Raw genomic sequence first — 23,267 nt, forward strand, 5'->3', positions numbered from 1 at the left:
CGTGAACGAAGTTGAATTACGACGACGATGACATCGACGAATATGCGGACGAAGAAGCCAATGAAGAGGATGATGTTCGCTGTGCTCGCTGCCGGAAGTGGATTCCAGCGTTCTCAACACGCTGCCCAGAGTGCGGCATGAACTTCCACGGCGAAGCGCAGGACTTCGACGAAGAAGAGCACGAATATCAGACCCGCGGTCTTCCGCTGTGGGTCATTCTCACCGCGATCGTGCTGCTGGCGCTATCCGTGATCAGCGCCTTTAATTTGCACTTTTGGTAAGCCTATTCTTCCACCGCCACGCGCGGTTTCAACAACACATCCACCGTGTGTTCTTGGTTATTCCGGCTGTACTTCACGCTGACCTTGTCGCCCGGCTTGTGGGGGTAGACCGAGATCGTCAGGTCGCTGAAGTCGCGCACCTTATGGCCGTCGACCTCGAGGATTTCATCGCCGTCACGCAGACCTGCGTCGTGCGCGCCCGACTTGAAGAACACCGATGTCAGAATGCATGCCCCTTCCATGCCGGCGTTAATCCCTAGCATCGCCGAGCTGCGGCAGATGACAGACAACTCAGGCCGTTGTTGCCGCAGCTTGCGGAGGGCCGCGCCGGAGAATGGCGTGTCGCGCAGGTTGAGCGTGGTCAGTCGCGGCAGCGCGCCGATGTGCGGCAAGGCTTCATCGGTCAGCTTCGCTCCGTGAATCGACAGGTTGTAGATTTCCGGGATGTCCTTGAGAACGGCCAGGTCTTTGTCGCCACCGCGGAAGCTCTTATCGAGAACCAATTCCGCGTAAGCTTCGCCTTCGACCTCTTCGCCGTCGAACGCGATCGGAAACGGCGCGAAGGCCGGTTCGATCAGCGCGATGTCGTCGGCAACTTCAAAAACCTCGGCGACCGCGGGAGCTTCTGCCAGTTCAACTTCTTCCAGCGCTGGGGGACCAGCGATTTCAATGCCCGGCAGCGGTCGCACTTCTTCGAGCGCTGGCAGGGGAACAGCATCAGGGGCGTCAGGAGCATCCGGCGGCGGCGGTATGAATTCCGGCAAAGGCAGTGGAGCCGCGGCGGGAGCAATCAACCGGCCGAGCAAACCGAGCAGCCCGCGCTTCGGCGCGGGCTCTTCTTCCGGAATCGCTTCCAGGGCAACGGCCGGCAGGATTTCGATTTCTTCTTCCACGGCGACAACCGGTCCCGCGATGAAGGCCTCGACCTCGTGAACCGGTTCGCCTTCCCAGTTGCCGGTCAGGCCACCACCGAGCGCGCGAACTTGAGCGACCGCGCGGGTGTGTTTGAATTTCTTTTGCTGAGTCTGAATGTCAGCGACCAATTTGCGGACCGCGGGCCGTTTGCTGCCGAGCTTCTGCAAAGCCGCAGCCACTTGCTGCAGCGTGGCTTCGTCGTTGGCATCGGCGATGCGTTGCAGAATCGAACCGGCCCGCGTCGAAACTTCGGTGCTCGGATCGGTCACCGCTACAGCCAGACGCTCGATGGCGATCGGCCCGGCTTCGCTCAGCAGCTTTGAAGCATGCTCGCGAACGGAGTAAGAATCGGAGTCGAGCTCTTGCACCCAGCGGGAGATATCCTCCGCTGGCGGGCTATTTACTGCCAGCTTTTGCTCAGCGCACACGAAGCTGCCGAGGAGGCAAGCCCCACCTGCAACCACCAGCCGCGTCGGCCACCGCAACATCGAATGATGCCGCATAAGATGTTCCCTACTTAAAAGCCCTGCCGCCCGCCCGGCCTCAATTCTATTACGTGTGTGGACAAAATGTCGAGCGCGATTCGAAAAACCTGACCGGACAAACGCCACAATCAGCAGTCACTGCCTGCACAACCGGACCGCAAATCCGGCTGCGGGTTCACCGCTATCGACCTCAAAACTCACCGCCACGCGCCCCCATCTGGCTAGCAGCCCGACTCCAAAATTTGTTCGCTGGCGAAAGTACAACAGTTGTTGCAGATTTTTGAAACCACCAAAGCGTAAGCCGCTCTAGCACTTACAAAGAAACAGCCCAAAAACTCCACAACAGTTTTACAACATCTGCGTTGTCATCTGTTGCGCAACTGTGAACTGACGAAACTCATGCCCGGGCAATCACTTGCCGCAAACCAGCCCAGCGCAACCCCGTAATCGAAGCTACTTCGCTCACAATGCCGCACAACAATCGGTCGCACCGCACCACAACGACTTCACCGTCTGCCAGCGATACGCCGCAAACCGACGGGCGCTTATCCGCTGCCGAAAATCAGCCCAAGCCACCATCTTGTCAAGGATCAAGATCGCCCCCGTCGCCAGTGGTAAGTGTACCCATGTCCACACTCTAGGTCGAGCACAATTCCACGCGGATTTTGCCCAGCCGTGCGGTAGGATGGCAGCCATGGAATCACAACAGCCGAACTCTGCTCGCGTTACCGTAGCCGCGCTGGTGATCGTGCTCTTCGTCATGCCACTACTGTATGTGCTTTCCTTTGGCCCTGTAGTGGGGCTCACGCTACGCGGATACCTTCCAGAACAACCGGTCCGCGCGATTTACTATCCCATCAGGATTCTGCACGACAAAGCAGGACCGCCGATCGCCGATCTGTTGGAGAAGTATGTGGAAATCTTCGAACCGTAAAATCGAACGCGCAGGACGGCGAGCCGCGCCGGTTACATGCAGACCTCGCCGGCCTTTGCAGGTCTACCTCAACGGCTTGGCTGGAGCCTCGCCCTCCCGAATGATTGAGGTAATCCAGGTAATTGGCGCTATTTGTTGCCGAGCAATTCTTGCCAAGCAACGCAGCAACGTTGCCCGGGAGTTAATCAACGTACGTAGCCGCGGCGATGCGAGGCGAAGTTCCCTTCGAGCCGCATTTTCGGCCTGAAACAAGCGTTTCCGGCGGTTAGTTCGCCCGTAGTGCGCGAGTGCTCGACAGCTTCTGGCATAGTGTTTGCGAAACTGAGATCGCAACGGACGCTGAGAACGTTGCTTCGGCTGGCTCTGATCGCCAGCATTTGTGCCAGGCGGCGAAGCAATCACCCAACGGATTTGGTCGCGGGGTTCCAGCGGAGAATCGATCGGCATACGTGGCCTACCTACAGCGCCGTCGATTCACTTGAGTGGACCTTCCTTCTCTAAGGTTCACTCCACTGCACAGTCGCAGTGAAAACTCGCTGTACTGAACTGCCAAGTGGCAGTATCAGGATCGCAGCAACATCTTGTTTGCCTCTCCCAACGAAAGGGATTCGCATGGGATCGTTTGGATTTTTGATCGACATGGATGGCGTGATCTACAAAGGGAAGCAGGTGGTCGAGGGAGCGAACCGCTTCATTCAAAGGCTGCTCGACGACCAGGTGCCGTTCGCCTTCCTCACGAACAACAGCCAGCGCACGCGCCGCGATGGCGTGATCAAACTAGCCCGCATGGGCATTCACGTCGATGAGAGTCACATCTTCACTTGCGCGATGGCGACCGCGCGGTTTCTCGCGGCGCAAAAGCCGGGTGGCACGGCGTTCGTGATTGGCGAAGGTGGTTTGCTGCAAGCGCTGCACAAGAATGGTTACGCGATTGTCGACGACGATCCCGATTATGTCGTGGTCGGCGAAGGTCGCACGTTCAACATGGAAATTGTCGAAGCCGCCGTGCGAATGATCCTCCGCGGCTCGAAGTTGATCGCGACCAATATCGATCCAAATTGCCCGACTGCGCACGGCTTGCGGCCGGGTTGCGGCGCGATTGTGGCGATGCTGGAAACGGCAACCGGCCTGAAGGCCTTCAGCGTCGGCAAGCCGAGCCCGGTGATGATGCGCGCAGCACGCAAAGAACTCGGGCTGTCGACGGCTGGCACGATCATGATCGGCGACACGATGGAAACTGATATTCTCGGCGGCGTGTCGATGGGCTATCGCACCGTGCTGGTGCTGAGCGGTTCGACGCGGCGTGAAGATCTCATTCGCTACGCCTATCGGCCTGACATTGTGCTGAACTCGATCGCCGATCTATCGGACGAGCAAAACTACCAGCGCGTGATCGAAGGTTTGTGCGAACCCGCGCCGGTGGCAGAAGCCGCAGCGTAATGCGGCATTAGCTGTAATACGTTCGGTCTGTCCCCATGAAGGGCAGACCGAGATCTCCTGCGGCGTCGTTAGCCGAGAGATAAAAGTCGTCATCGCCGGTGTAGCCTTGCAGCGAATCGACCGCGCCGTCGTTACCAACGACCACGGACGTCGCTACGCCGGCAGGATGGGCCGGTGTCCACGCGGCGAGCAAGGCCATCAGCGCGAGATCGCTGGCATCACCGACCAGCGTGCTGCCGCTGATCGTGACATCGCCGGCAATCAGCAGATCACTCCCCTCGTCGCCGTTGAGCGCGTCGCTGCCGACGCCGCCGATGAGCAGATCATCGCCCGTGCGGCCCACCAGCGTATCGCTGCCGCTGCCGCCGACGAGGACGTCGTCCCCTTCATCGCCGTAGAGTTGATCATTGCCGCCGCTACCGAAAACGCGGTCGTTGCCGGCGCCGGCTGAAACAACATCGTCACCCTGGCCGGCGTGCACGTAGTCGTTGCCCGCGCCGGGAAAGAGTTGATCGTTGCCGCCGCCACCATACATCACGTCATTGCCGCCGAGGCTGCTCAGCACGTCGTTGCCGCCGGTGTTCAAATCCTGTTCGCCGAGCGTATCGCCCCACACCACATTGTCGCCGCCACTGGCGTTGATCTGATCGCTCCCCGCGCCGCCGATGATCAGATCGTTCTGCAATCCACCCGACGCGTAGTCATCCCCTTCACCCAGGTCGAGCGTCACAGGAACCTGCAGGTTCGTCGCAATCACATAGTCGTTCCCTTCGCCGGCATTCACGATCAGTTGAACGCTGATGGGATAAAACGCGGATCCGCGATCGGTTCGCACTTGCACGATGCCTGCCGAAACGGGCGAGATGATGATGATGTCTGGATCGGGCGTACCGATCACCAACAGATCGCCATTGCTGGGCGTGACGACCGGTTGCGTCCCTTGAATAGTGATGCGCACCAGACCATCGTCGCTGTTCAAGCCGTCGGAAACCGTAAAGCTGAAAAGATCGAGCCCCGTCGCACCGGGGAGCGGCGTGTAAGTAAATGCGCCGGTCATTGGATCGAAGGCCGTGATCGTTCCCAGATTTGGATTGCTACCGATCGAAAACGTCAACGCTGGTCCATCGGGATCGGTCGCCGAGAGAGTGCGACTGACCGGCGTGTTGATCAGCGTGGGAATGGTGCTGTCGTTTGCCACTGGCGGCTGATTGGGAAGAATCGTGATCGTGAAGGTCCGCGGCGAGCTCGTATCGCTGCCGCCATTGGCCGTGCCGCCGTTGTCCTGCGCGACGAGCGTGATCGTGGCGATGCCTTGCGCGCCGGTTGTTGGCGTGAAGGTCAACGTTCCGGCGCTGCTGACGGCTGGCGCGACGGAGAACAAGCCCGGGTTCGTGTTCGCCGTCACATTGAAGGCCACGGTCTGGCCCACTTCGTTCGCGGGGCCTGCGCTGATGGCGGTTGCCCAGTTCGGAATGGTTTGCGCCGGCGAACCATTCGGCCGAGAGATATTCGGGCCGGCAACGAACGACGGCGCATCATTGACCGGATTGACGGTAATCGTGAACGTCTGCGGATTGCTCGTATCAAGGCCGCCGTTGTCGGTCCCGCCATTATCGCGAACGCGGAGCTCGAAAGTTGACGAACCGTTGGCGTTGGGGGCGAGCGTGTAGGTCAAAGTCCCCGTCGGCGAAACGGCGGGCGCGACGGCAAACAAGGCCGCGTTCGAAACATTGGCCACCAGGTAGGCGCTGACCGCTTGCGTGTTTTCGTTGTTCGGCCCGGCAGAAAAACTGGTAATGAAACCGGTCACCGATTGCGCCGGCGCATCTTCATTAACGACTGGTGGAGCAGCCGCGGTGAACGTTGGCTGATCGTTGACCGCAGTGACCGTGACGGTAAACGTCCGCGTCGTGATGCCGTCGTCGGCGTTGTTGGGAATCAAATCGAGGCCGGAATCGCGCACGGTTACCGTGATCGTCGACACGCCGTTGCCATTCACCGGCGAGGTGAAAGTGAGTGTGCCCGTATTGTTCGGCGAGGTGTAATTGACCGCGATCGGTACCAGCGAGGTATTCGAACTGCTCGCGCTCACGCTGATGGCTTGGGCTGCCGCGTCGCCGCCGTCGGTGATGCCGGTCAAGTTGATGGTTTGCAGCGGCGCACCTTCGAGGATCGTCAGATTACTGACGGCATTGATCGTCGGCAGCGCGTTGAGCACCGGAGTTACGGTGATCGTGAAGGTCAGCGGCGCACTTGTATCGACACCCGAGTTTGCCGTGCCGCCACTATCGCGACCGACGACGGTGATGGTCGCCGTGCCCGGCGTGCCCGAGACGGTGTAAGTCAGCGTGCCGTCGGCAGCAATGGCCGGGGCAACCGAGAACAGCCCGGCGTTGTCGTTGCCAGTGATTTGATACGTAACGGTTTGTCCCACTTCATTGGCAGGGCCGACCGAAACGACGCTGGCGAAATTAGGAATGGATTGCGCCGGCGCGGTGATCGCTATTGTCTGATTGCCGGCCAGGGCGATGGTGGGCGCGTCGTTCACGCTGTTGACCGTGATGGTGAACGACTGCGGCGCGGTGGTATCGACGCCGCCATTGGCAGTGCCGCCGTTATCGGACAACGTCACGGTGATCGTCGCGTTGCCGAAGGCGTTCGCGGCCGGCGTGTAAGTGAGCGTGCCGTTGGCGGAGATCGCCGGACCAGCCGAGAACAGCCCGGGATTATCATTGCTGACATTAAACGTCAACGCTTGGCTGGTTTCGTTGTTCGCGCCCGTCGTGATCCCCGTCGCGAACGCAGCGATCGACTGCGCTGCAGCATCTTCGTTTACCGTTTGATTTGGCCCGATGACGAACGTGGGTACATCGTTCACGGCGGTCACGTTTACCGTGAACGTAATCGTGCGAATGCCATCGTCGGCGTTGTTCGCGATCAAGTCGAGACCGGTATCGCGCACATTGACCGTAATCGTCGACGAGCCGTTGCCATTCACGGGAGAAGTAAACGTCAGCGTGCCAGTCGAGTTCGGCGACGTGTAATTCACTGCGATCGGCACGAGTGAGTTGTTCGAACTGCTCGCGGTGACAGTGAGCGCTTGCGACGGCACATCGCCGCCGTCGGTGATGCCGCTGAGGTTGATTGTCTGCAGCGGCGCGCCTTCGAGAATCGTCAGATTACTGACCGCATTGATTGTCGGCTGCAGATTGACCGGCGCTGCCGTCACGGTGATGACGAACGACTGCGGCGCGCTCGTGTCGACGCCGCCGTTCGCCGTGCCGCCGTTGTCCTTGGCGACCAGCGTGATCGTGGCAGTCCCGTTGACGCCCGGTGCGGGCGTGTACGTCAGCGTGCCATTGCTCGAGACGGCAGGCTGTCCACCGGCGGTGAAGAGGGCTGAATTGGTGTTCGTCGTCACTTGAAACGTAACCGTCTGCGCAGTTTCGTTCGGACCAGCCGAAATGGCTGTTGCCCAGCCCGTGACAGTCTGCGCTGGTGCGTTCTCCGAAACGAGTTGATTGGCGCCTATGACAAAGCTCGGCGCATCATTGATGTCGCCGATCGTGAACGAGGCCGTACCGGTGCCCGACTGTGGCGAGGGCATGCCGGCGTTCTGGCCATCGTCTTGAATCGTGTAGCTGAACGACGCATTGCCACTGAAGTTGGCGGTCGGAGTGAAGACCACATTCGAGCCGACGATAGCGACCGTGCCGCCGACAGGGTTCGACGCACCGGTGAGCGTGAGCGTTTGCGAACTCTCGTTCGCGGCCCCCTTCGAGTCATTGGCCAGCAGCGTGGCGATGGGAATGGTGATCGGGCCGCCACCCTGCACGCCGAGTTCACCGAGCAAGTCGGCGACCGCGACTGGTGGGTCGTTGATTTCGTTGAGATTGATATTGAACGTATCAATATCCTGGGCCGAGCCATCGCTTGTCGTGACAGTTGCCAGGATCGGCCCTTCGGCAGACAGGTTGCGATCAGCGCCAGGAGTAAACACCAACGTTTGCAGGGCTTTGTTGATTTCCAGTTGCGGACCGGTGATCGTCAGCGTCGCGCCGCCGTTGGAAGTGCCGACAACCGCTGTCCCGCCGTTGCTGCTGGCACTGAACAGGCCGAGCGCAGCCGCAGTGACCGAGATGGTGAACGTGAGATTGTTCGTCCCTGCATCGGCGTCGCTCACGCTGATGGCATTCAAGCCGGTGAACGGCAGCGGCGTATCTTCGGTGCCGAGCGCCGCGACCGGTACGGTGTTCACGGGCGGCTGATTCGGAGGGAGCGTCGGCGCAAGGGCCACGCCGCGAAAGGCGGTATGCGTGGCTGCCGTGGCCAGAATGGTGGGAGCTCCGCTGATCGTGGTGTTGTAGCCGCTGGCATCGACGATTGAGACCAGTTCACCGCCACCTGTCGCGGTGTTGCCTCCTTTGCGTGTGGCAAAGAGCGTGACCGTGCTGCCGTTCACCGTGCCGATCAAGCCGCGATAGTCATCCGCGTCGACGCCCAGCGAGCCATTGGCGACCCAGGTGCCCCCCACCTTGCTGAATTTGCGCAGGCCGTTGGCATCGTCGTTGGCGACATACAGCACATCCGCGCCGGGCTCGGTTGCCGAAATGTCGGCAAAGAAAAAGGCGTTCGGCGTCAGCATGGCATCGGGCGCGCCTTGCCCTGGCAGGCCCGACAACAGAGTCGGCAATCCAGCGATCGGTGTGGTGGGGAGGCCAGTGCCCACGGCAGAAACTCCATACCTGCCGTTGCCCCCTTCGGTTGTCATGTACAGCTGGTTGTCGTAGATCACCGTGGCGCGACGGATCGTCGGACTCGAACTGATCGCCACGGTGCTGGTCGATCCCAGCGTCGTGTATTGATTCCCCATGCCGAAGCCGCCGTACCAAATATCCACGCCGTTGGTGCTGGCGACTGAGCGGATGACACTGGTTGCCGCGAGCGAGCTGATAGCCGTGGTGGTGTTGACATTGCCCGCACCATCGACTCGGCCAATCACGCGCGGCGTGGCACTGTTGGTCAGCACCGCGCTGCCATTCAAATCGGCGCCATAACCACCCAACATCAAGTAGCGACCGTCTTGCGAGCGCGTGAGTTGTCCTTCGTCAGGAATCAAACCGCTGGCGACGAGTTGATTGTTGCCGCCGCTCGCGGTTGTCGGCAGGGCCACCGATTGCACCAACGTGCCGGTGGGGCTGTATTCATCGAGAAATACCGGCGAGCCGTTGTTGGTCAAATTCGCCCCAGTCGAGCCGACGCGATAGATGACCAGATTTCCTTCCGTAAACGCGGCCATCAGGCTGCGATCTTCCAACTGTTCAAGGCTCGCGCAAAACGAGCGACGCCGCGACTCACGCTGCCTCTGTGAACTTTTCAACCGAGACGTGCGCGTACGAGTAGCGGCGGCGAACATGGTGTAAACTCCGAAGCGGTCGGGCGAGGTGCAGGGAGGCGGCGGGGAGAGCGATAGGATCGTAACCTTATACTCCAGGATCATATCAACCGCCAGTCTCTCACTGGACATTTGCGGGGCAATGCCGATGAGCAGTTCAATTCCACGCCGTCGCCAGCGAGCCTTCACACTCGTCGAACTGCTGGTGGTCATCACCATCGTTGGTGTTCTCGCTTCGCTGTTGCTGCCGGCCGTACAAGCCGCGCGCGAAGCCGCACGCCGACTGCAATGCCAGAATCACATCAAGCAGCTGATGTTGGGCGTCCAGAACTACGAAGACTCGCTGAAGATGTTTCCGGCCTCGGGCATCGTCGATACGACTTACACGAATTCGTTCGAGCAGTTCAACGGCAAGATGTTCAGCTGGATCACGCTGACCCTGCCGTACTTCGAACAGTCGGCGCTGCACAACCAGTTCAACTTCAGCGATTACATGGTGAACCAGGAAAAGGATCCGCAGCGGGCTCAGCCAGCCGTGCTGCTTTGCCCCAGCGATATGGCCAAGGGGCGGCTGTATACCGATCAGCAACAAGTGCGCGGCAAAGTGTTCGGCAAGGGAAACTATGCAGCCTATGCATCTCCTTTTCACCTCGAACTTTCGCACCGTTACCGCGCGGCGTTAACTTCGCATCGTCCTCATACGCACAGCCACCTGGCCCCGGAAGGCGCTTCGAACACGCTCGTCTTATCCGAGGTTCGCACGCGGGCGCAGACCGACGATCAGCGCGGCGTGTGGGCGCTGCCCTGGTCGGGCGCGAGCTTACTGGCCTTTGACATGCATGACGAAATCGTGGACGTCGAACTCAGCAACTCCGGCTTCAATCCTTGGTCGGCGAGCCTCGGCAATACGCAGCCGCCGAATAGTCAGCACACGACCAATGTCGATATTCTGCTGAATTGCAACGACGTCGCCGATTCGCAACTGCGGCGGATGCCCTGCGCGACATATAACGATTCACCTTTTCACTACTGGTCGGCGGCGCCTCGCAGCAATCATCCAGGCTGTGTCAACGTCGCCTACGCTGATGGCCACGTTGGGATTCTCCTCGACAATGTCGACGAGTACTTGATGGCCCGGCTGATTAGTATCGAAGATGGCGAAGCGGTCTCGCCCCCTTAACGTCGCCACTCTAGGGCCGGCGCATCTTCACCGGAAAGAACAGCGGTTGATCGTCGTATTTGCCGCGGCCGAACTCCAGCAACCAAGCCTGCGTCTCGGGCGAGCGGAGAAAGCTCGCTAACTGCCGAGCCGCTACGTGACGCGGATCCTTGGCATCGGCGACGTTGGCGACCACCACCACATACGGCCGGCGCAACCGCGGATCGCCTTGCACCATGATTTGCATTTCGTGCTTCTCGATTTTCGCGTTGAGATATGGAATACGACCGACGAGCGTGTAGGCGCTCGCGTCTTGCGCCTTCTTCAACATTTCACGATGCTTGTCGGACGGCAGCGAGATGACATTCGCCGGATCGATTTCGATTTCGCCAGCCGCGAGCACATCGGCCATAACTTCGTTGGCGCCGAGGCTGGCGTGCATCAGCAGCTTGCTTTTGCTGGCGACGATTTTCTTAAGCGCCGCGACCGCATCTTTCTCGCCGCGCACGCCGGCCGGATCGGCCGGTGGACCAACCAGCAGCAAGTCGTTCTTGGCCCAGGGTTGCGGATCGACTCCATAGCCATCGGCGACGAGATTGATGATCGTATCGCTGGCATGCATCGTGATCAGATCGGCTTCGCCGGCGATGAACGAACCGACGATCTCGCGTTTCGGACCGCGGGCCACCATTTCCACTTTATGGCCGGTCGCTTTTTCGAAACGCTCTCCAACGGCTTGCCACAGCCCCGTGTCGTTCATGCCGCCGATCACCGCGCAGCGCACGACTTGCGGTTTCTCTTGGGAAAGGAGCGACGAACCACCGATCAGTAACAAAGCGATCGACAAGCCGCGCACGATGTTCATGAACCACTCCGAATGACTTCCACTTCGCCGGCATCGGCTGCGCGATAGCCCGGCAAACTGTTGACCAGGCTACGATATTCCGCGCTCCGAATCGTTTTCACGAGAGCCACAATCCGCGGATCCGCCGCCTGCCGATGCGAGTAGCAAAGATCGTATTGATCTTCACAGATCGAGAAAAATCGCAGCTGTGCCTCTTCGCTCGCCAGCCGCAAACAGATGCCTGCCTCGGCCCACTCGTTGACGATGGCTTCGGCCACTGCGCGATGATCGCGGGCCGTGCGCTGCGGCAGGCGGGAATCGCCGCGGAGCTCATCCTGACATCGGCGAGCACCGGCGCCGGGCAATCGGCCGATCCAGCGGAGCGAACTCTTGGTTGCTTCGCGCAACGTACGCACCGCGGAATCGCTCGCCACGGCCAGCCCTTCTTCCCACTGCGCGGCCCGCAACAACTGCCACGATTCGGCGGGCAAGCGGTCACGCACCAGCGCGGCATTGCCGGGCGATTCATTCACGCGACTCAGATGCACTCCCGCCGCATGCACGAGCCCCTGCGCAAGGAGCGCGAGCGATTCGCCACTGGAACGCGACAGAATAAGGAGTCGAAAGGGCGACTGCCGTTCGTACAAGTTGACTAAAAACTGCGCCGCCGGATCGCAAGTCGCGATAACCAGCGTGCGCTGAGCGATCTCTTGTTTGTCGTCCAAGGGAGCCGGCTGTTGTGCGACACCGTCCGGCAAACGCTGTCCTGCGGTCGGCATTTCAACGGGATAGGCCAGCGTTCGACCGCCGACCTCTCCCAGCCAATAGCGGGTCGGAAAATGATTCGCCGGCCAGGCCCACTCCGGCGGCGTCGCCTCGGCAAAGTGTCCGAACAGCTCTTCAACGGCGCACTCAAAGACCCGCGCCAGTTGCAGGGCGGCATCGACCGAGGGAGTGAGCCGGTTGCTTTCGATCGCACTAATGCCGGAGCGAGAAATGCCCGCCCGCTCGGCCAACTCGGCCTGCGACCAGTTGCGAGCTTCACGAAACGACTTGATACGATTGGTGAGTGGCACGTCTGTCATGATCGTGGCGTTATAGTTCACGATCGTACCTGTTGCCAGCAGAAGCGCGAGATTCTCCTCGATTCGGCCCGCACTTGCGCGGGGCTAGCGCTTTGCTTGCCTCGCCTCCGACCGGCACTTAGAGTAGACGCGTCTCCCCCCGTTGCCCGCCTCCATTGCAGAAGGTTCTCGCATGCCTGGTCACGTGTTGCCTGGTTATCGGGAGATGCTCGCGCTCTTCGTTTGCCTCTTCGCCTCTTTTGTATTCGCCGAAGATAACAAGCCGACCGAAAAACCGTTCACGCGGCCGCCGACCGAGTTCAACTGCAAATTCACGCAGTTGCCAATCGAAATCGATGGGCTCGCCAAAGACCCCGCTTGGGAAACGGCCGAGGTGATCGATGGTTTTCATCTCCCTTGGCTCGGCGCGAAGGCTCGCGCGGGTCGGACCGCGACGAAGGCCAAGCTGTTGTGGGACAAAGACAATCTTTACTTCTTCGCCGAAATGGAAGACGCCGATCTGTATGCCGATGTGAAGGAGCAGGACGGTATGCTCTGGTCGAATGATGTGTTCGAACTTTTTTTCAAGCCCGCGGACGACAAGGAAGGGTATTACGAGTTTCAAGTGAACGCAGCCGGTGCGAAGCTCGATATGTTCATTCCACGTCGCGGCGGCAGTGCGTATCAGCGATTCAAGGACGATGCGAAATTCGACTTCAAAGCGGCGGTGAAGCTCAAGGGCTCGCTGAATAAATGGTCCGACAAGGACGAAGGCTGGACCGTCGAAGGGAAGTTTCCCTGGACCGATTTTCTGAAGACCGGCGGCCGGCCCGATTACAACGAGAAATGGAAATTCACGCTCTGCCGCTACGATTACTCGGTCGATTTCGAAGGGCCGGAGCTCTCGACGATCGCGCCGCTCAAGCAGGCCAATTTTCATGCTTGGGAAGACTACGCCACTTTAAAATTCCTGCCGCCGCAGGAAGAGCCGCAGGGGAAGAAGTTCGGCATTTATCCCCAGGGATACAAGCCGCTGACCACGTCGAAAGTGGTTGGCTCGCCCGATCCGCCGCTGCCGTTTCGCACGACGGCCGCTTATCCGAAATTGCCGATGACGTTTCCGATCGGCGCAAAACTGATTCCCGGCAGCGATGTGATGCTACTCATCGCGCAGAACAAGTCGTACGGTCCTTCGATGCTTAATCGCTTTCGCGATGACGCCGAGACGACCACGCTTGAGGAATATCTGCCGATCGCCAACGGCGGCACCGCTTACGGCTTGGCCTTTCATCCCAAGTTTGCCGAGAACGGTTTTATGTATCTCGGCTGGAATGGCGCCTTCGATACCGACAAACTCGACGACAAAGGGAAGCCGATCAAAGGACCGAAGATGACCCGCGTCACCCGGTACAAAATCGATACGAAGTCGCCGCACAATATCGACCCAGCGTCAGCCGTCGAGATCATCGCCTGGGTCAGCGATGGCCACAACGGCGGCGATGTAACCTTTGGCAACGACGGTTTTCTTTACATCACGAGCGGCGACGGCACGAGCGACAGCGATACGAATCTCGCTGGCCAAACGACCGATACGTTGCTTTCGAAAGTGCTGCGGATCGATGTCGATCATCCCAGCGAAGGCAAGCAATATTCAATTCCCAAGGACAACCCTTACGTCGGGGGTGATGTCTTTCGCCCCGAGACATTTGCTTATGGCCTGCGCAATCCCTGGCGGATCACGACCGATCCGGTGACCGGCCACATTTGGGTCGGCAACAACGGTCAGGATTTGTGGGAGCAGGTTTATCTGGTTCGCCCGCGCGACAACTACGGCTGGAGCGTGTACGAAGGGAGCCACATTTTTTATGCCGAACGAAAGCTCGGTCCCGATCCGCACACCAAGCCGACGGCGGAGCATCATCACACCGAAGCCCGCTCGCTGACCGGCGGCGTGGTTTATCACGGCAATAAGTTCCCCGAGATCAAAGGAGCCTACATCTACGGCGATCACTCGACGGGCCGCATTTGGGGCATCAAGCACGACGGGCAGAAGGTGACGTGGCACAAGTTGCTCGCCGACACGGCGTTCAACATCACTGGATTCGCGCTCGACAAGAACGGTGAGCTACTAGTTCTCGATCACCGCAACAACGGCGAAGGAGGCATGTATCACCTGGAAGCAATTCCGCCGACCAACGAACAGCCGAAGTTCCCGCGCAAGCTGAGCGAGAGTGGACTCTTCACCGATGTCGCCAAGCACGCGATGGTCGATGGTGTGGTGCCTTACTCGGTCAATTCACCGCTGTGGTCCGATGGAGCGTACAAAGAGCGCTTCATCGCGATTCCGGCGAACAGTGACAAAGACATGCGGATCGAATTCAACACCGGCAAGAGTTGGAACTTCCCCAACGATGCCGTGCTGGTGAAGTCGTTCGCCCTCGGCGAGGGAACGTCGCGGCGGTGGATCGAAACGCGTTTCATGGTCAAACAGCAAGGGGAATGGCTGGGCTATTCGTATCGCTGGAACGATCAGCAAACCGACGCCGACCTCGTCCCCGCCGAAGGAGCCGAACAAAAAGTCGGCGATCAGTTGTGGCGGTTTCCGAGTCGCACCGAATGTATGGTGTGCCACAGCCGTGCCGCAAATTTCGTCCTCGGCTTATCCGAACGACAGATGAATAAGGAGCATGATTACAACGGCGTCGTCGAACATCAGTTCGATGCGCTGTCGCGACTCGGTTTGCTCAAGATCAGCGGCGGCAACTCGGATTATCCCGCTCAAATCAAAGCGGCCTGGAAGACTGCTGGGCTCGATGAAAAGCAAATCAACGAAAAGTATCGCGAGCGAACAACCACGCGCGATCAACGGCCGATTCCTGCGACGCAATCGACGTTCGTAAAGAAGGCCGACGAGTACAAGAAGCTGCCGAATCCCTACGACGACAAGGAACCGCTCGAAGCCCGCGCGCGGTCCTATCTGCACGCGAACTGTGCGCACTGCCACATCGAAGCCGGCGGCGGCAACTCGCAGATGAACCTCGCCATCGAAGCCGAGTTTGCCAAGATGAAACTCGTCGGCGAAAAACCGCTGCATCACAAGTTCGGCATCGAGAATCCATTGCTCGTCGCGCCGGGAGAACCCGATCGCAGCGTGCTCCTGCATCGCCTGTCGCATCGCGGCGAAAAATCAGGTCAGATGCCGCAGATCGGCACGAATGTCGTCGATGCGGCCGCGGTGAAGTTGTTTCGGGATTGGATTACAGAAGTGAAAATGCCGGTCGTGGAGCCGAAGCCTGAGAAGAAATAGTCGTCGACCGCTCCGCGGTCGATGAAACATGTTCACTGGCGATATCACACCTGGGGTGAATGGAGAGGCGAACTCCATTCATCGACCGCGGAGCGGATCGACGACTTTAGCCCCGGACCGCGGCGAGGGAACCTATCAGCGAGATCCCCGTTAGATTGCCTTTCACTTTCGCCAATTCCTCCGGCGTACCTGCAAACATCACCTGGCCACCAGCATCTCCACCATCCGGCCCGAGGTCGACAATCCAATCGGCCGATTTGATGACGTCGAGGTTGTGCTCGATCACGAGCACGGTGTTTCCGCGATCGACGAGTCGCTGCAGGACCGCGAGCAGCAGACGAATGTCGACGAAGTGCAAACCGGTCGTCGGTTCGTCGAGTAAGTAGAACGTTTTGCCAGTATCGACCCGCGCGAGTTCGGTGGCGAGTTTGATCCGCTGGGCTTCACCGCCGGAGAGCGTGCTGCTCGGCTGACCGAGTTTCAAGTAACCGAGTCCGACGTCGCAGAGACTGGCGAGCGAGCGTTCGATCTGCGCGAAGTTGGCGAAGAAGGCATGCGCGTCGCTGCACGACATCTCCAGGATCTCGGCGATGTTCTTTCCCTTGTAGAGGACCTGCAGCGTCTGCGCGTTGAAACGCTGGCCGTTGCAGACTCCGCAGGGGACAAAGATGTCCGGCAGAAAGTTCATTTCGATCCGTTGCAGCCCTTGCCCGAGGCAGGCTTCGCAACGGCCTCCGGCGACGTTGAAGCTGAAACGGTTGGCAGCGAAGCCGAGTTGCTTCGACTCTTTCGTAGCGGCAAAGACCTTGCGAATTTCATCCCACAGCCCGGTGTAGGTCGCGGGGTTGCTGCGGGCCGAACGGCCGAGTCCGCGCTGATCGATTTCGATCACTTTGTCGATCTGTTCGACGCCGGTGAGTGACTCGAACGCGAGCGGCTTCGGCGCCACGCCGCCGAGCTTGCGAATGAGCGCCGGGCCGAGCGTTTCGTTGATCAGCGTGCTCTTGCCGCTGCCGCTGACCCCCGTCACCGCGATGAACGTGCCGAGGGGGAAACTCGCGCTGACGTTTTGCAAGTTGTTCGCCGAGCAACCTGTGATGGTGATCGCCTTCTGCAAGTCGGCTGACCGGCGTTTCGCAGGCACAGCAATCACTTCGCGGCCACTCAGAAACGCGCCGGTGAGCGACAGGGGATTGGCAATCACTTCGGCAGGAGTTCCCTCGGCCACGACCTGGCCGCCGCCGCTTCCCGCGCCGGGGCCCATGTCGATCAGCCAATCGGCTTCTCGCATCATGGCTTCGTCGTGCTCGACGACCAGGACGGTGCTGCCGTTGGTTTGCAAGTCGCGGAGCGAAGCGATCAGCCGATCGTTGTCGCGCGGATGCAAGCCGATCGAAGGTTCGTCGAGGATGTAGAGAATGCCCGCGAGTCCCGCTCCGATGCCGGTAGCCAGTCGCACGCGTTGAAATTCGCCGCCGCTGAGCGTATCGCTGCCGCGGCCGAGCGTGAGATAGCCGAGGCCGACGCGTTGTAGAAAGCTGAGCCGGGTTCTGATCTCGCCAAGGATCGGCTTGGCGATTTCGGCGTCCTGGCCGCCGAAGCGAAGTTCGGTGAAAAACTTTGTCGCGGCGCTTACCGACATCGTTACGATCTGCTGAATGTTTTTCTCGCCGACGCGCACGCCCAGCGCCTCGCGCCGCAGGCGTGAGCCGCCACACTCCCGGCAGTCAACTGCTCCGCGCAGCGAAGCGAGCTGCGCTTTGCGAGTTTCATCGGTCGCCGTGGCCAAGTCTTGCTCTAGCAAGGTGAACACGCCCGGAAATCGATCCGGCGTCTCGGCAGATTCTCCATCGAGCAACTGCTCGTAAACCTTCTCCGGCAATTCATTCCACTTCGTCTCTTCGGATAGACCATTCTTCTGCAGAAAGGCCTCGACTTTCGCGCGCAGCTTTTTTACCGGCGCGCTCTTCACGCCCTTCCACGGTGCGATCACGCCTTTCGCCAGCGACAAACGGCGATCGGGAATGACGAGATCAGGATCGAACTGCTCCAGCACGCCGAGGCCTTCGCACTTTGGGCAGGCGCCATACGGGCTATTGAAGCTGAAGGTGCGCGGCTCGATTTCGGCGAGGTTCACCTGGCAATTGGGACAGGAAAACTTGGTGCTGAAGAGGCGATCGGTCCACAGCCCTTCGGTGGTGGTGCCGGCTGTTTTGGCTTGCAGTTCTTTTTCCGGTTCGAGATAGCAGGCGATGAGCGCGCCTTCGCCGTGTCGCGCGGCGAGTTGCAGCGACTCGGAGAGTCGTGAGTCGACGCCGGCGCGAACGACAATGCGATCGACGACGGCTTCGATGGTGTGATTCTTCTTCGCATCGAGCGCAGGAACCGCATCGAGCTCGTACAACTGCCCGTCAACTCGCACGCGCACGAGTTGCGCTTTCCGCACGGCGGCGAGGGCTTCGGCATGTTGTCCCTTACGGCCGCGCACCAGCGGCGCCAGGATCAACAGCTTGGTTCCTTCCGGCAGAGTGAGGAGCGTTTCCTGCACCTGTTCGAGCGACTGCGTACGCACCGGCTGACCGCAGACATGGCAGGAGACATCGCCCAGGCGGCTAAGGAGCAGGCGGAGATAGTCATAGATCTCCGTCGTCGTTGCCACGGTGCTGCGGGGGTTTTGGTTGCCGGGGCGTTGGTCGATGCAAATGGTCGGCTGCAGACCTTCGATGGAGTCGACATCGGGCCGCTCGAGTTGCTGCAGGAACTGGCGGGAATAAACGCTCAGGCTCTCGATGTATTGCCGCTGCCCTTCGGCGTAGAGCGTGTCAAAGGCCAGGCTACTTTTGCCGGAGCCGCTGGGACCGGTGATGACCACCAGTTGGCCGCGGGGGAGGTCCAGATCGACGTTTTGCAGGTTGTGCGTGCGGGCGCCGCGGATGGCGATAGCAGCTTGCGAGGGAGCTTGAGTTGGCATCGGTGCATGATAGGGAGGAAGGGATGAAGAGAGGAAGGGATGAAGAGAACCCTTCCTCTCTTCCCCGTTTTCCTCAATTGATCTTCGCGGCGACGGCACTTAAACTACGCACAGGGGTTCACTTCCGAGTTTTTTCATGGCAAGTTGCCACCCTTCTTCTCCAATCGCTCACCTTTCCTGGGACTTGCGTATGGCAGTGCTTCGTCAATGGTTGGCAATCGCCGGGCTGCTTGGCCTGGTGGTCTGCGGTGTTATTCCTGCCGCGGCGCAGAATGCGGCTCCCAATGCCGCAAAGAATGAACCGCCCAAGCTGCCGGAGCCCGAAGACATCAGCCGCGAGACCAAGGACGGCGTGGCATTGAGGATGACCTATTTCCCGGGCACCCTCGGCAAAAAGTCGGTGCCGGTCATTCTGCTGCATGGTTGGGGCGGCCAGCGCGGAGATCTGGAAGGGCTGGCTCGGCTACTGCAGTCGTATGGTTACACGTGCCTGACGATCGACATGCGCGGGCATGGCCAGAGCCTGAAGATCAAAGGGGTCGACAAGGAAATTGACCGCGAGAAGTTTGTGCGGAACGACTTGCGGAGCATGTCATATGACATCGAAGCGGGGAAGAAATTCCTGCTCGAAAAAAATAACGCCGGCGAGTGCAATATAGAAGCCCTGGGAATTGTCGCCTGCGACGTAATGTGCACGGCGGCCATGCAGTGGTCGATCGCCGATTGGGCCGCGCCGGTTTTGCCGGCCTTCAAGCAAGGTCAAGATGTGAAAGCCCTCGTGCTGCTGTCTCCCTCGCCGACGTTCAAGGGTTTTGAGGCGAACGATTTCTTCACCAATCAAGTTACCCGCAAGCAACTGTCGGTCATGCTGGTGTCTGGAAGCAGTGACGCCAAGTCCTACGCAGAAACCAAACGCCTGCACACCAAGTTGCAAGGTTTTCACCCCAAGCCGACCAATGATCCCGAAACCGACAAGAAGAATCAGGACCTGTTCATGGTAACTCCTGATACGGAACTGCAAGGCTCGAAGCTCATTAACAAGGCCCTGCCGATTGCCAATAACATTGCCAACTTCCTGAAGCTGCGGCTGGTGGAAAAGCAGGATACCTACAGCTGGACCGAACGGAAGAGCCCGTTTTAGGCCTTGGCACGAGCATTTCGCGGCAATTTCGCGAACATTGCAAATCCGTCGCTAATTGAAACTCCCGCACATCAGCGGTATGCTGCGGGTAGCAGATCCTTTCCCCAACGGGGCAAATCGCGCCGTTGTCAGTCACTTTGCGGAGTTTCCTCGTGAGTCATTCTCCTTCCAAGTCCGACTCTCCCTCGCGTCGCGACTTCATTCGCCAATCAGGCTTGCTCGCCGCTGGCGCTGCCATCGCCGGGCCGTTGGCTGTTTCGCGCTCGGCACATGCTGCTGGCAGCGACACGATCAAGATCGGTTTGATTGGTTGCGGTGGCCGTGGCACGGGCGCCGCCATTCAAGCGCTCAACACCTCGGGTGGTGAAGTGAAGATCGTGGCCTTGGCCGACGTCAAGGAATCGAGCGTCGCTCAAGCTCACCGCGGCATTTCGGGTCAGCACAAAGACAAGATCGACGTGCCGAACGAACGGAAGTTCGTGGGCCTCGACGGCTATCAAAAGGTGCTCGAAACCGATTGCGACATGGTGATCCTCGCCACGCCGCCTGGTTTCCGGCCGACCCACTTCGAAGCCGCGGTGAACGCCGGCAAGAATGTCTTCATGGAAAAGCCCGTCGCCGCTGACGTGGCTGGCGTGAATCAGGTGCTGAAGGCCACCGCCGAAGCCAAGAAGAAGAACCTGGCCGTTGCCGTCGGTCTGCAGCGCCGCCACGAGCGCAAGTACATGGAGACGGTCGCCAAGATTCAAGAAGGCGCCATCGGCGACATCATTCTCGCCCGCGCTTATTGGAACGGTTCGCGTCCTTGGCTCCGTCAGCGTCAGCCCGGCATGACGGAAACTCAGTTCCAGATCAACAACTGGTACTACTTCAACTGGCTGAGCGGCGATCACATCAACGAGCAGCACATCCACAACCTGGACGTGATCAACTGGATCAAGAACGGCTATCCGGTTGAAGCGCAGGGCATGGGTGGTCTCGTCAATCAGAACGAAACTAAGTACGGCGAAATTTTCGATCACCATTTCATCGAATATAAGTACGCCGACGGCACGATCATGTACAGCCAATGCCGCCATCAACCTGGCTGCTGGAACTCGGTCGCTGAATACGTGCACGGCACGAAGGGTCGCGCCGACGTGAGCGGCTCGAAGATCTACGACGAAGCCGGCAAGGTACTGCACGACTTCGGCAAGCTCGGTGGCGACGGCCATCAGCAAGAACATCATGATCTTTTTGCCGACCTGCGAGCGGGGCGCGTTCCGAACGAAGGCGAATGGGGCGCCAAGAGCACCATGACCGCCATCCTCGGCCGCATGGCGACCTACACGGGCCAAGTGGTGAAGTGGGATAACGCGTTGCGGGAAAACAGCTCGCTGGCGGACTACCAAAAGCTGCTGTCGTTCGACCAGGAAGCCCCGGTCAAGCCGCTGGCCGATGGCTCGTACCTGCAGCCGATCCCCGGCAAGGGCATGGGCAGCTTCAGCGTGCCAGGCAAGTCGTAAGGACTCTTCTCGCTCCGCGAGTTGAATTGAATTCATGAGCCTCGGCGAATTGCCGGGGCTCTTTTATTGACTGTTTGAAAATCCAGAAATCATGTCTCGCATCGTTTTAGCCATGTCGGGCGGCGTCGATAGCAGCGTCGCCGCGCACCTGCTATGCGAGGCCGGGCACGATGTCATCGGCGTCTTCATGCGACATGGTGAGGAGGCTCTTGAGGCCTGCAAGGTAGATAGCGCGCCGAAGTTCACCCTGCCAATCTTCAATCCCCGCGCCGATCACAAGCAAGGCTGCTGCAGTTCGAGCGATGCCGAAGACGCGCGGCGGGTGGCCGATCGGCTGAACATTCCCTTCTATGCGCTAAACCTAAAAGCCGAGTTCAAGCAGATCATCGACTATTTTGTCGACGAGTACTCTCGCGGCCGGACGCCCAATCCGTGCGTGCAGTGCAACAACTGGCTGAAGTTCGGCAAGCTGTTCGACTATGCAGACAGCGTCGGCGCCGAGTTCGTCGCTACCGGGCATTACGCGCGGATGATTCAAACCGACGCGGGCCCCGCTATCAGCCGCGGCGTGGACGACGGCAAGGATCAGTCATACGTTCTCTTCGGCATCGAGCGGAAGTGGCTCCCGCGGATGCTGCTGCCGATCGGCGACTTCATGAAGCCGAAGATCCGCGAACTGGCGGCACATGTGGGCTTGCGTGTGGCCGACAAGCGTGACAGCCAGGAGATCTGTTTCGTTACCAGCGGTCATCACGGCGATTTCGTCCGTCAAAGACGCGCTGAGCAAGACACCAGCGGCGAAATCGTCACGACTGCCGGCAAAGTCGTCGGCAAGCATCCAGGCATTGAGGGTTTCACGATCGGCCAACGTAAAGGTTTGGGCGTGGCGATGGGCGAACCTTATTTCGTCGTTCGTATCGAACCAGAAACTCGCCGCGTTGTGATCGGCGAACATCACGAACTCGCTCGCCGCGAGCTGACTGCCGATCAGTGCAACTGGCAGGTCGAACCGCCGACCGGTGAATTCCGCTGCACGGCGAAGATTCGCTACAACAGCCCACCGGCGACGGCGGTTGCTGAATTGCTGCCGGAGGGGCGGTTGCGCGTTGTCTTTGACGAACCCCGCCACGGAGTTTCGCCTGGGCAGGCCGTTGTGATCTACGACGGCGATACGGTTATCGGCGGCGGGTGGATTGAGTAAAGCGGCTGCAAGAAGGTAGCCCGTAGCGTTAGCGAGGGTGCCCGCCGGAGGCAATCTGCGCGAACGTTTCATTACCGCTAGTCTTTCATGAAACGTCGCGGGTTATCCTGCTCATCCCGCACGTAGAACGTGGCAGCTTCGACTCCTTCATCATTAAAAATCCAGCGAATGCTCCCACGATCCGCCCACCATTCTGCAACTGCCTGCTTAATTGGATTCGCGTCTGCTTTCAAAAGTTTGTTCAACTTTTGAGAGCACCAGGCTTTCATTTGGGCTCGCATGATTTTCGGCGTGCTCGCTGATACGACGGCATGCACATGGTTGGATCGACAGTTCGCTGCAAACAGTTGCCATTTCTTGTGCTGGCATGTTTCCGCGATTTGTCGATTTACATGATCTCGCTGCACCTCGTCTAGCCAGACGGCGTCGTAGGTCATCATCGCCTGAGCTTCCAATTCACGCAGCGGGTCAGGCAATTGCAGCCCCTTCTTATATTCCACCCAACCTCGTGAATCTCCGGGAAGCCATGTTCCATAGGTCGACCATGTAAACAAAAACGCGATCGGTGGTTCGTTGGACATGGCTGGCGATTTCCAAAGGCGGCAGGAGTACTCCCTCGCTCACG

General features: G+C 59.5%; 14 protein-coding genes. 8 read left to right on the forward strand and 6 right to left on the reverse strand.

Annotated elements, in window-relative coordinates:
• Nucleotides 1-11: 11 nt before the first annotated feature.
• Complete coding sequence (locus tag M9Q49_RS08340; protein WP_254508259.1) at nucleotides 12-281, forward strand: hypothetical protein; 270 nt, start codon at nucleotides 12-14, stop codon at nucleotides 279-281.
• 2 nt (nucleotides 282-283) lie between these two features.
• Here the strand turns inward: M9Q49_RS08340 and M9Q49_RS08345 are convergent, their stop codons facing one another.
• Entirely contained in the window at nucleotides 284-1,699 is a 1,416-nt protein-coding gene (locus M9Q49_RS08345; RefSeq protein WP_254508260.1) for a PDZ domain-containing protein, read from the reverse strand.
• A 676-nt stretch (nucleotides 1,700-2,375) separates the two neighbouring features.
• On the opposite strand from M9Q49_RS08345, the gene M9Q49_RS08350 reads away from it, so the two are divergent.
• Nucleotides 2,376-2,615 carry a hypothetical protein gene (locus tag M9Q49_RS08350; protein ID WP_254508261.1) on the forward strand — a complete coding sequence of 80 codons (240 nt, stop codon included), beginning with the start codon at nucleotides 2,376-2,378 and terminating at the stop codon, nucleotides 2,613-2,615.
• Between the two features lie 612 nt (nucleotides 2,616-3,227).
• On the forward strand, nucleotides 3,228-4,055 hold the full coding sequence (locus M9Q49_RS08355) for an HAD-IIA family hydrolase (protein WP_254508262.1): 828 nt from the start codon (nucleotides 3,228-3,230) through the stop codon (nucleotides 4,053-4,055).
• A 7-nt stretch (nucleotides 4,056-4,062) separates the two neighbouring features.
• Here the strand turns inward: M9Q49_RS08355 and M9Q49_RS08360 are convergent, their stop codons facing one another.
• Entirely contained in the window at nucleotides 4,063-9,354 is a 5,292-nt protein-coding gene (locus M9Q49_RS08360) for a beta strand repeat-containing protein (RefSeq protein WP_254508263.1), read from the reverse strand.
• Between the two features lie 244 nt (nucleotides 9,355-9,598).
• Here M9Q49_RS08360 and M9Q49_RS08365 point away from each other — a divergent pair, with 244 nt between their 5' ends.
• Nucleotides 9,599-10,630: a DUF1559 domain-containing protein gene (locus tag M9Q49_RS08365; RefSeq protein ID WP_254508264.1), complete on the forward strand. Its 1,032-nt coding sequence runs from the start codon at nucleotides 9,599-9,601 to the stop codon at nucleotides 10,628-10,630.
• Nucleotides 10,631-10,640: 10 nt separating this feature from the next.
• On the opposite strand, the gene M9Q49_RS08370 is transcribed toward M9Q49_RS08365, so the two are convergent.
• Together M9Q49_RS08370 and M9Q49_RS08375 are read right to left on the reverse strand one after the other, a co-directional pair.
• The gene (locus tag M9Q49_RS08370) at nucleotides 10,641-11,474 is read right to left on the reverse strand and encodes a substrate-binding domain-containing protein (protein ID WP_254508265.1); all 834 of its coding nucleotides are present in this window, start codon (nucleotides 11,472-11,474) and stop codon (nucleotides 10,641-10,643) included.
• A complete protein-coding gene (locus M9Q49_RS08375) occupies nucleotides 11,471-12,538 on the reverse strand; it encodes a substrate-binding domain-containing protein (protein ID WP_254508266.1) in 1,068 nt (355 codons plus the stop codon). Before M9Q49_RS08375 ends, M9Q49_RS08370 begins: the two co-directional genes overlap by 4 nt.
• A gap of 172 nt (nucleotides 12,539-12,710) precedes the next feature.
• On the opposite strand from M9Q49_RS08375, the gene M9Q49_RS08380 reads away from it, so the two are divergent.
• Nucleotides 12,711-15,824, forward strand: coding sequence for a PQQ-dependent sugar dehydrogenase (locus M9Q49_RS08380; protein ID WP_254508267.1), 3,114 nt, complete (start codon nucleotides 12,711-12,713; stop codon nucleotides 15,822-15,824).
• A gap of 106 nt (nucleotides 15,825-15,930) precedes the next feature.
• Here M9Q49_RS08380 and uvrA read toward each other — a convergent pair whose 3' ends face one another.
• Nucleotides 15,931-18,795, reverse strand: a complete 2,865-nt coding sequence (uvrA, locus tag M9Q49_RS08385; protein ID WP_254508268.1) for an excinuclease ABC subunit UvrA — start codon at nucleotides 18,793-18,795, stop codon at nucleotides 15,931-15,933.
• 190 nt (nucleotides 18,796-18,985) lie between these two features.
• On the opposite strand from uvrA, the gene M9Q49_RS08390 reads away from it, so the two are divergent.
• The 3 genes from M9Q49_RS08390 (at nucleotide 18,986) to mnmA (ending at nucleotide 22,642) form a co-directional block, all read left to right on the forward strand.
• Nucleotides 18,986-19,936, forward strand: a complete 951-nt coding sequence (locus M9Q49_RS08390) for an alpha/beta hydrolase (protein WP_254508269.1) — start codon at nucleotides 18,986-18,988, stop codon at nucleotides 19,934-19,936.
• Between the two features lie 152 nt (nucleotides 19,937-20,088).
• The gene (locus M9Q49_RS08395) at nucleotides 20,089-21,441 is read left to right on the forward strand and encodes a Gfo/Idh/MocA family protein (protein ID WP_254508270.1); all 1,353 of its coding nucleotides are present in this window, start codon (nucleotides 20,089-20,091) and stop codon (nucleotides 21,439-21,441) included.
• A gap of 91 nt (nucleotides 21,442-21,532) precedes the next feature.
• Entirely contained in the window at nucleotides 21,533-22,642 is a 1,110-nt protein-coding gene (gene mnmA / locus M9Q49_RS08400; protein ID WP_254508271.1) for a tRNA 2-thiouridine(34) synthase MnmA, read from the forward strand.
• 77 nt (nucleotides 22,643-22,719) lie between these two features.
• Here the strand turns inward: mnmA and M9Q49_RS08405 are convergent, their stop codons facing one another.
• Nucleotides 22,720-23,223 carry a transposase gene (locus tag M9Q49_RS08405; RefSeq protein WP_254508272.1) on the reverse strand — a complete coding sequence of 168 codons (504 nt, stop codon included), beginning with the start codon at nucleotides 23,221-23,223 and terminating at the stop codon, nucleotides 22,720-22,722.
• Between the last annotated feature and the right edge of the window lie 44 nt (nucleotides 23,224-23,267).

Origin of the sequence: Anatilimnocola floriformis (genome assembly GCF_024256385.1) — a bacterium.
In the GTDB taxonomy this organism is placed as follows: Bacteria; Planctomycetota; Planctomycetia; order Pirellulales; family Pirellulaceae; genus Anatilimnocola; species Anatilimnocola floriformis.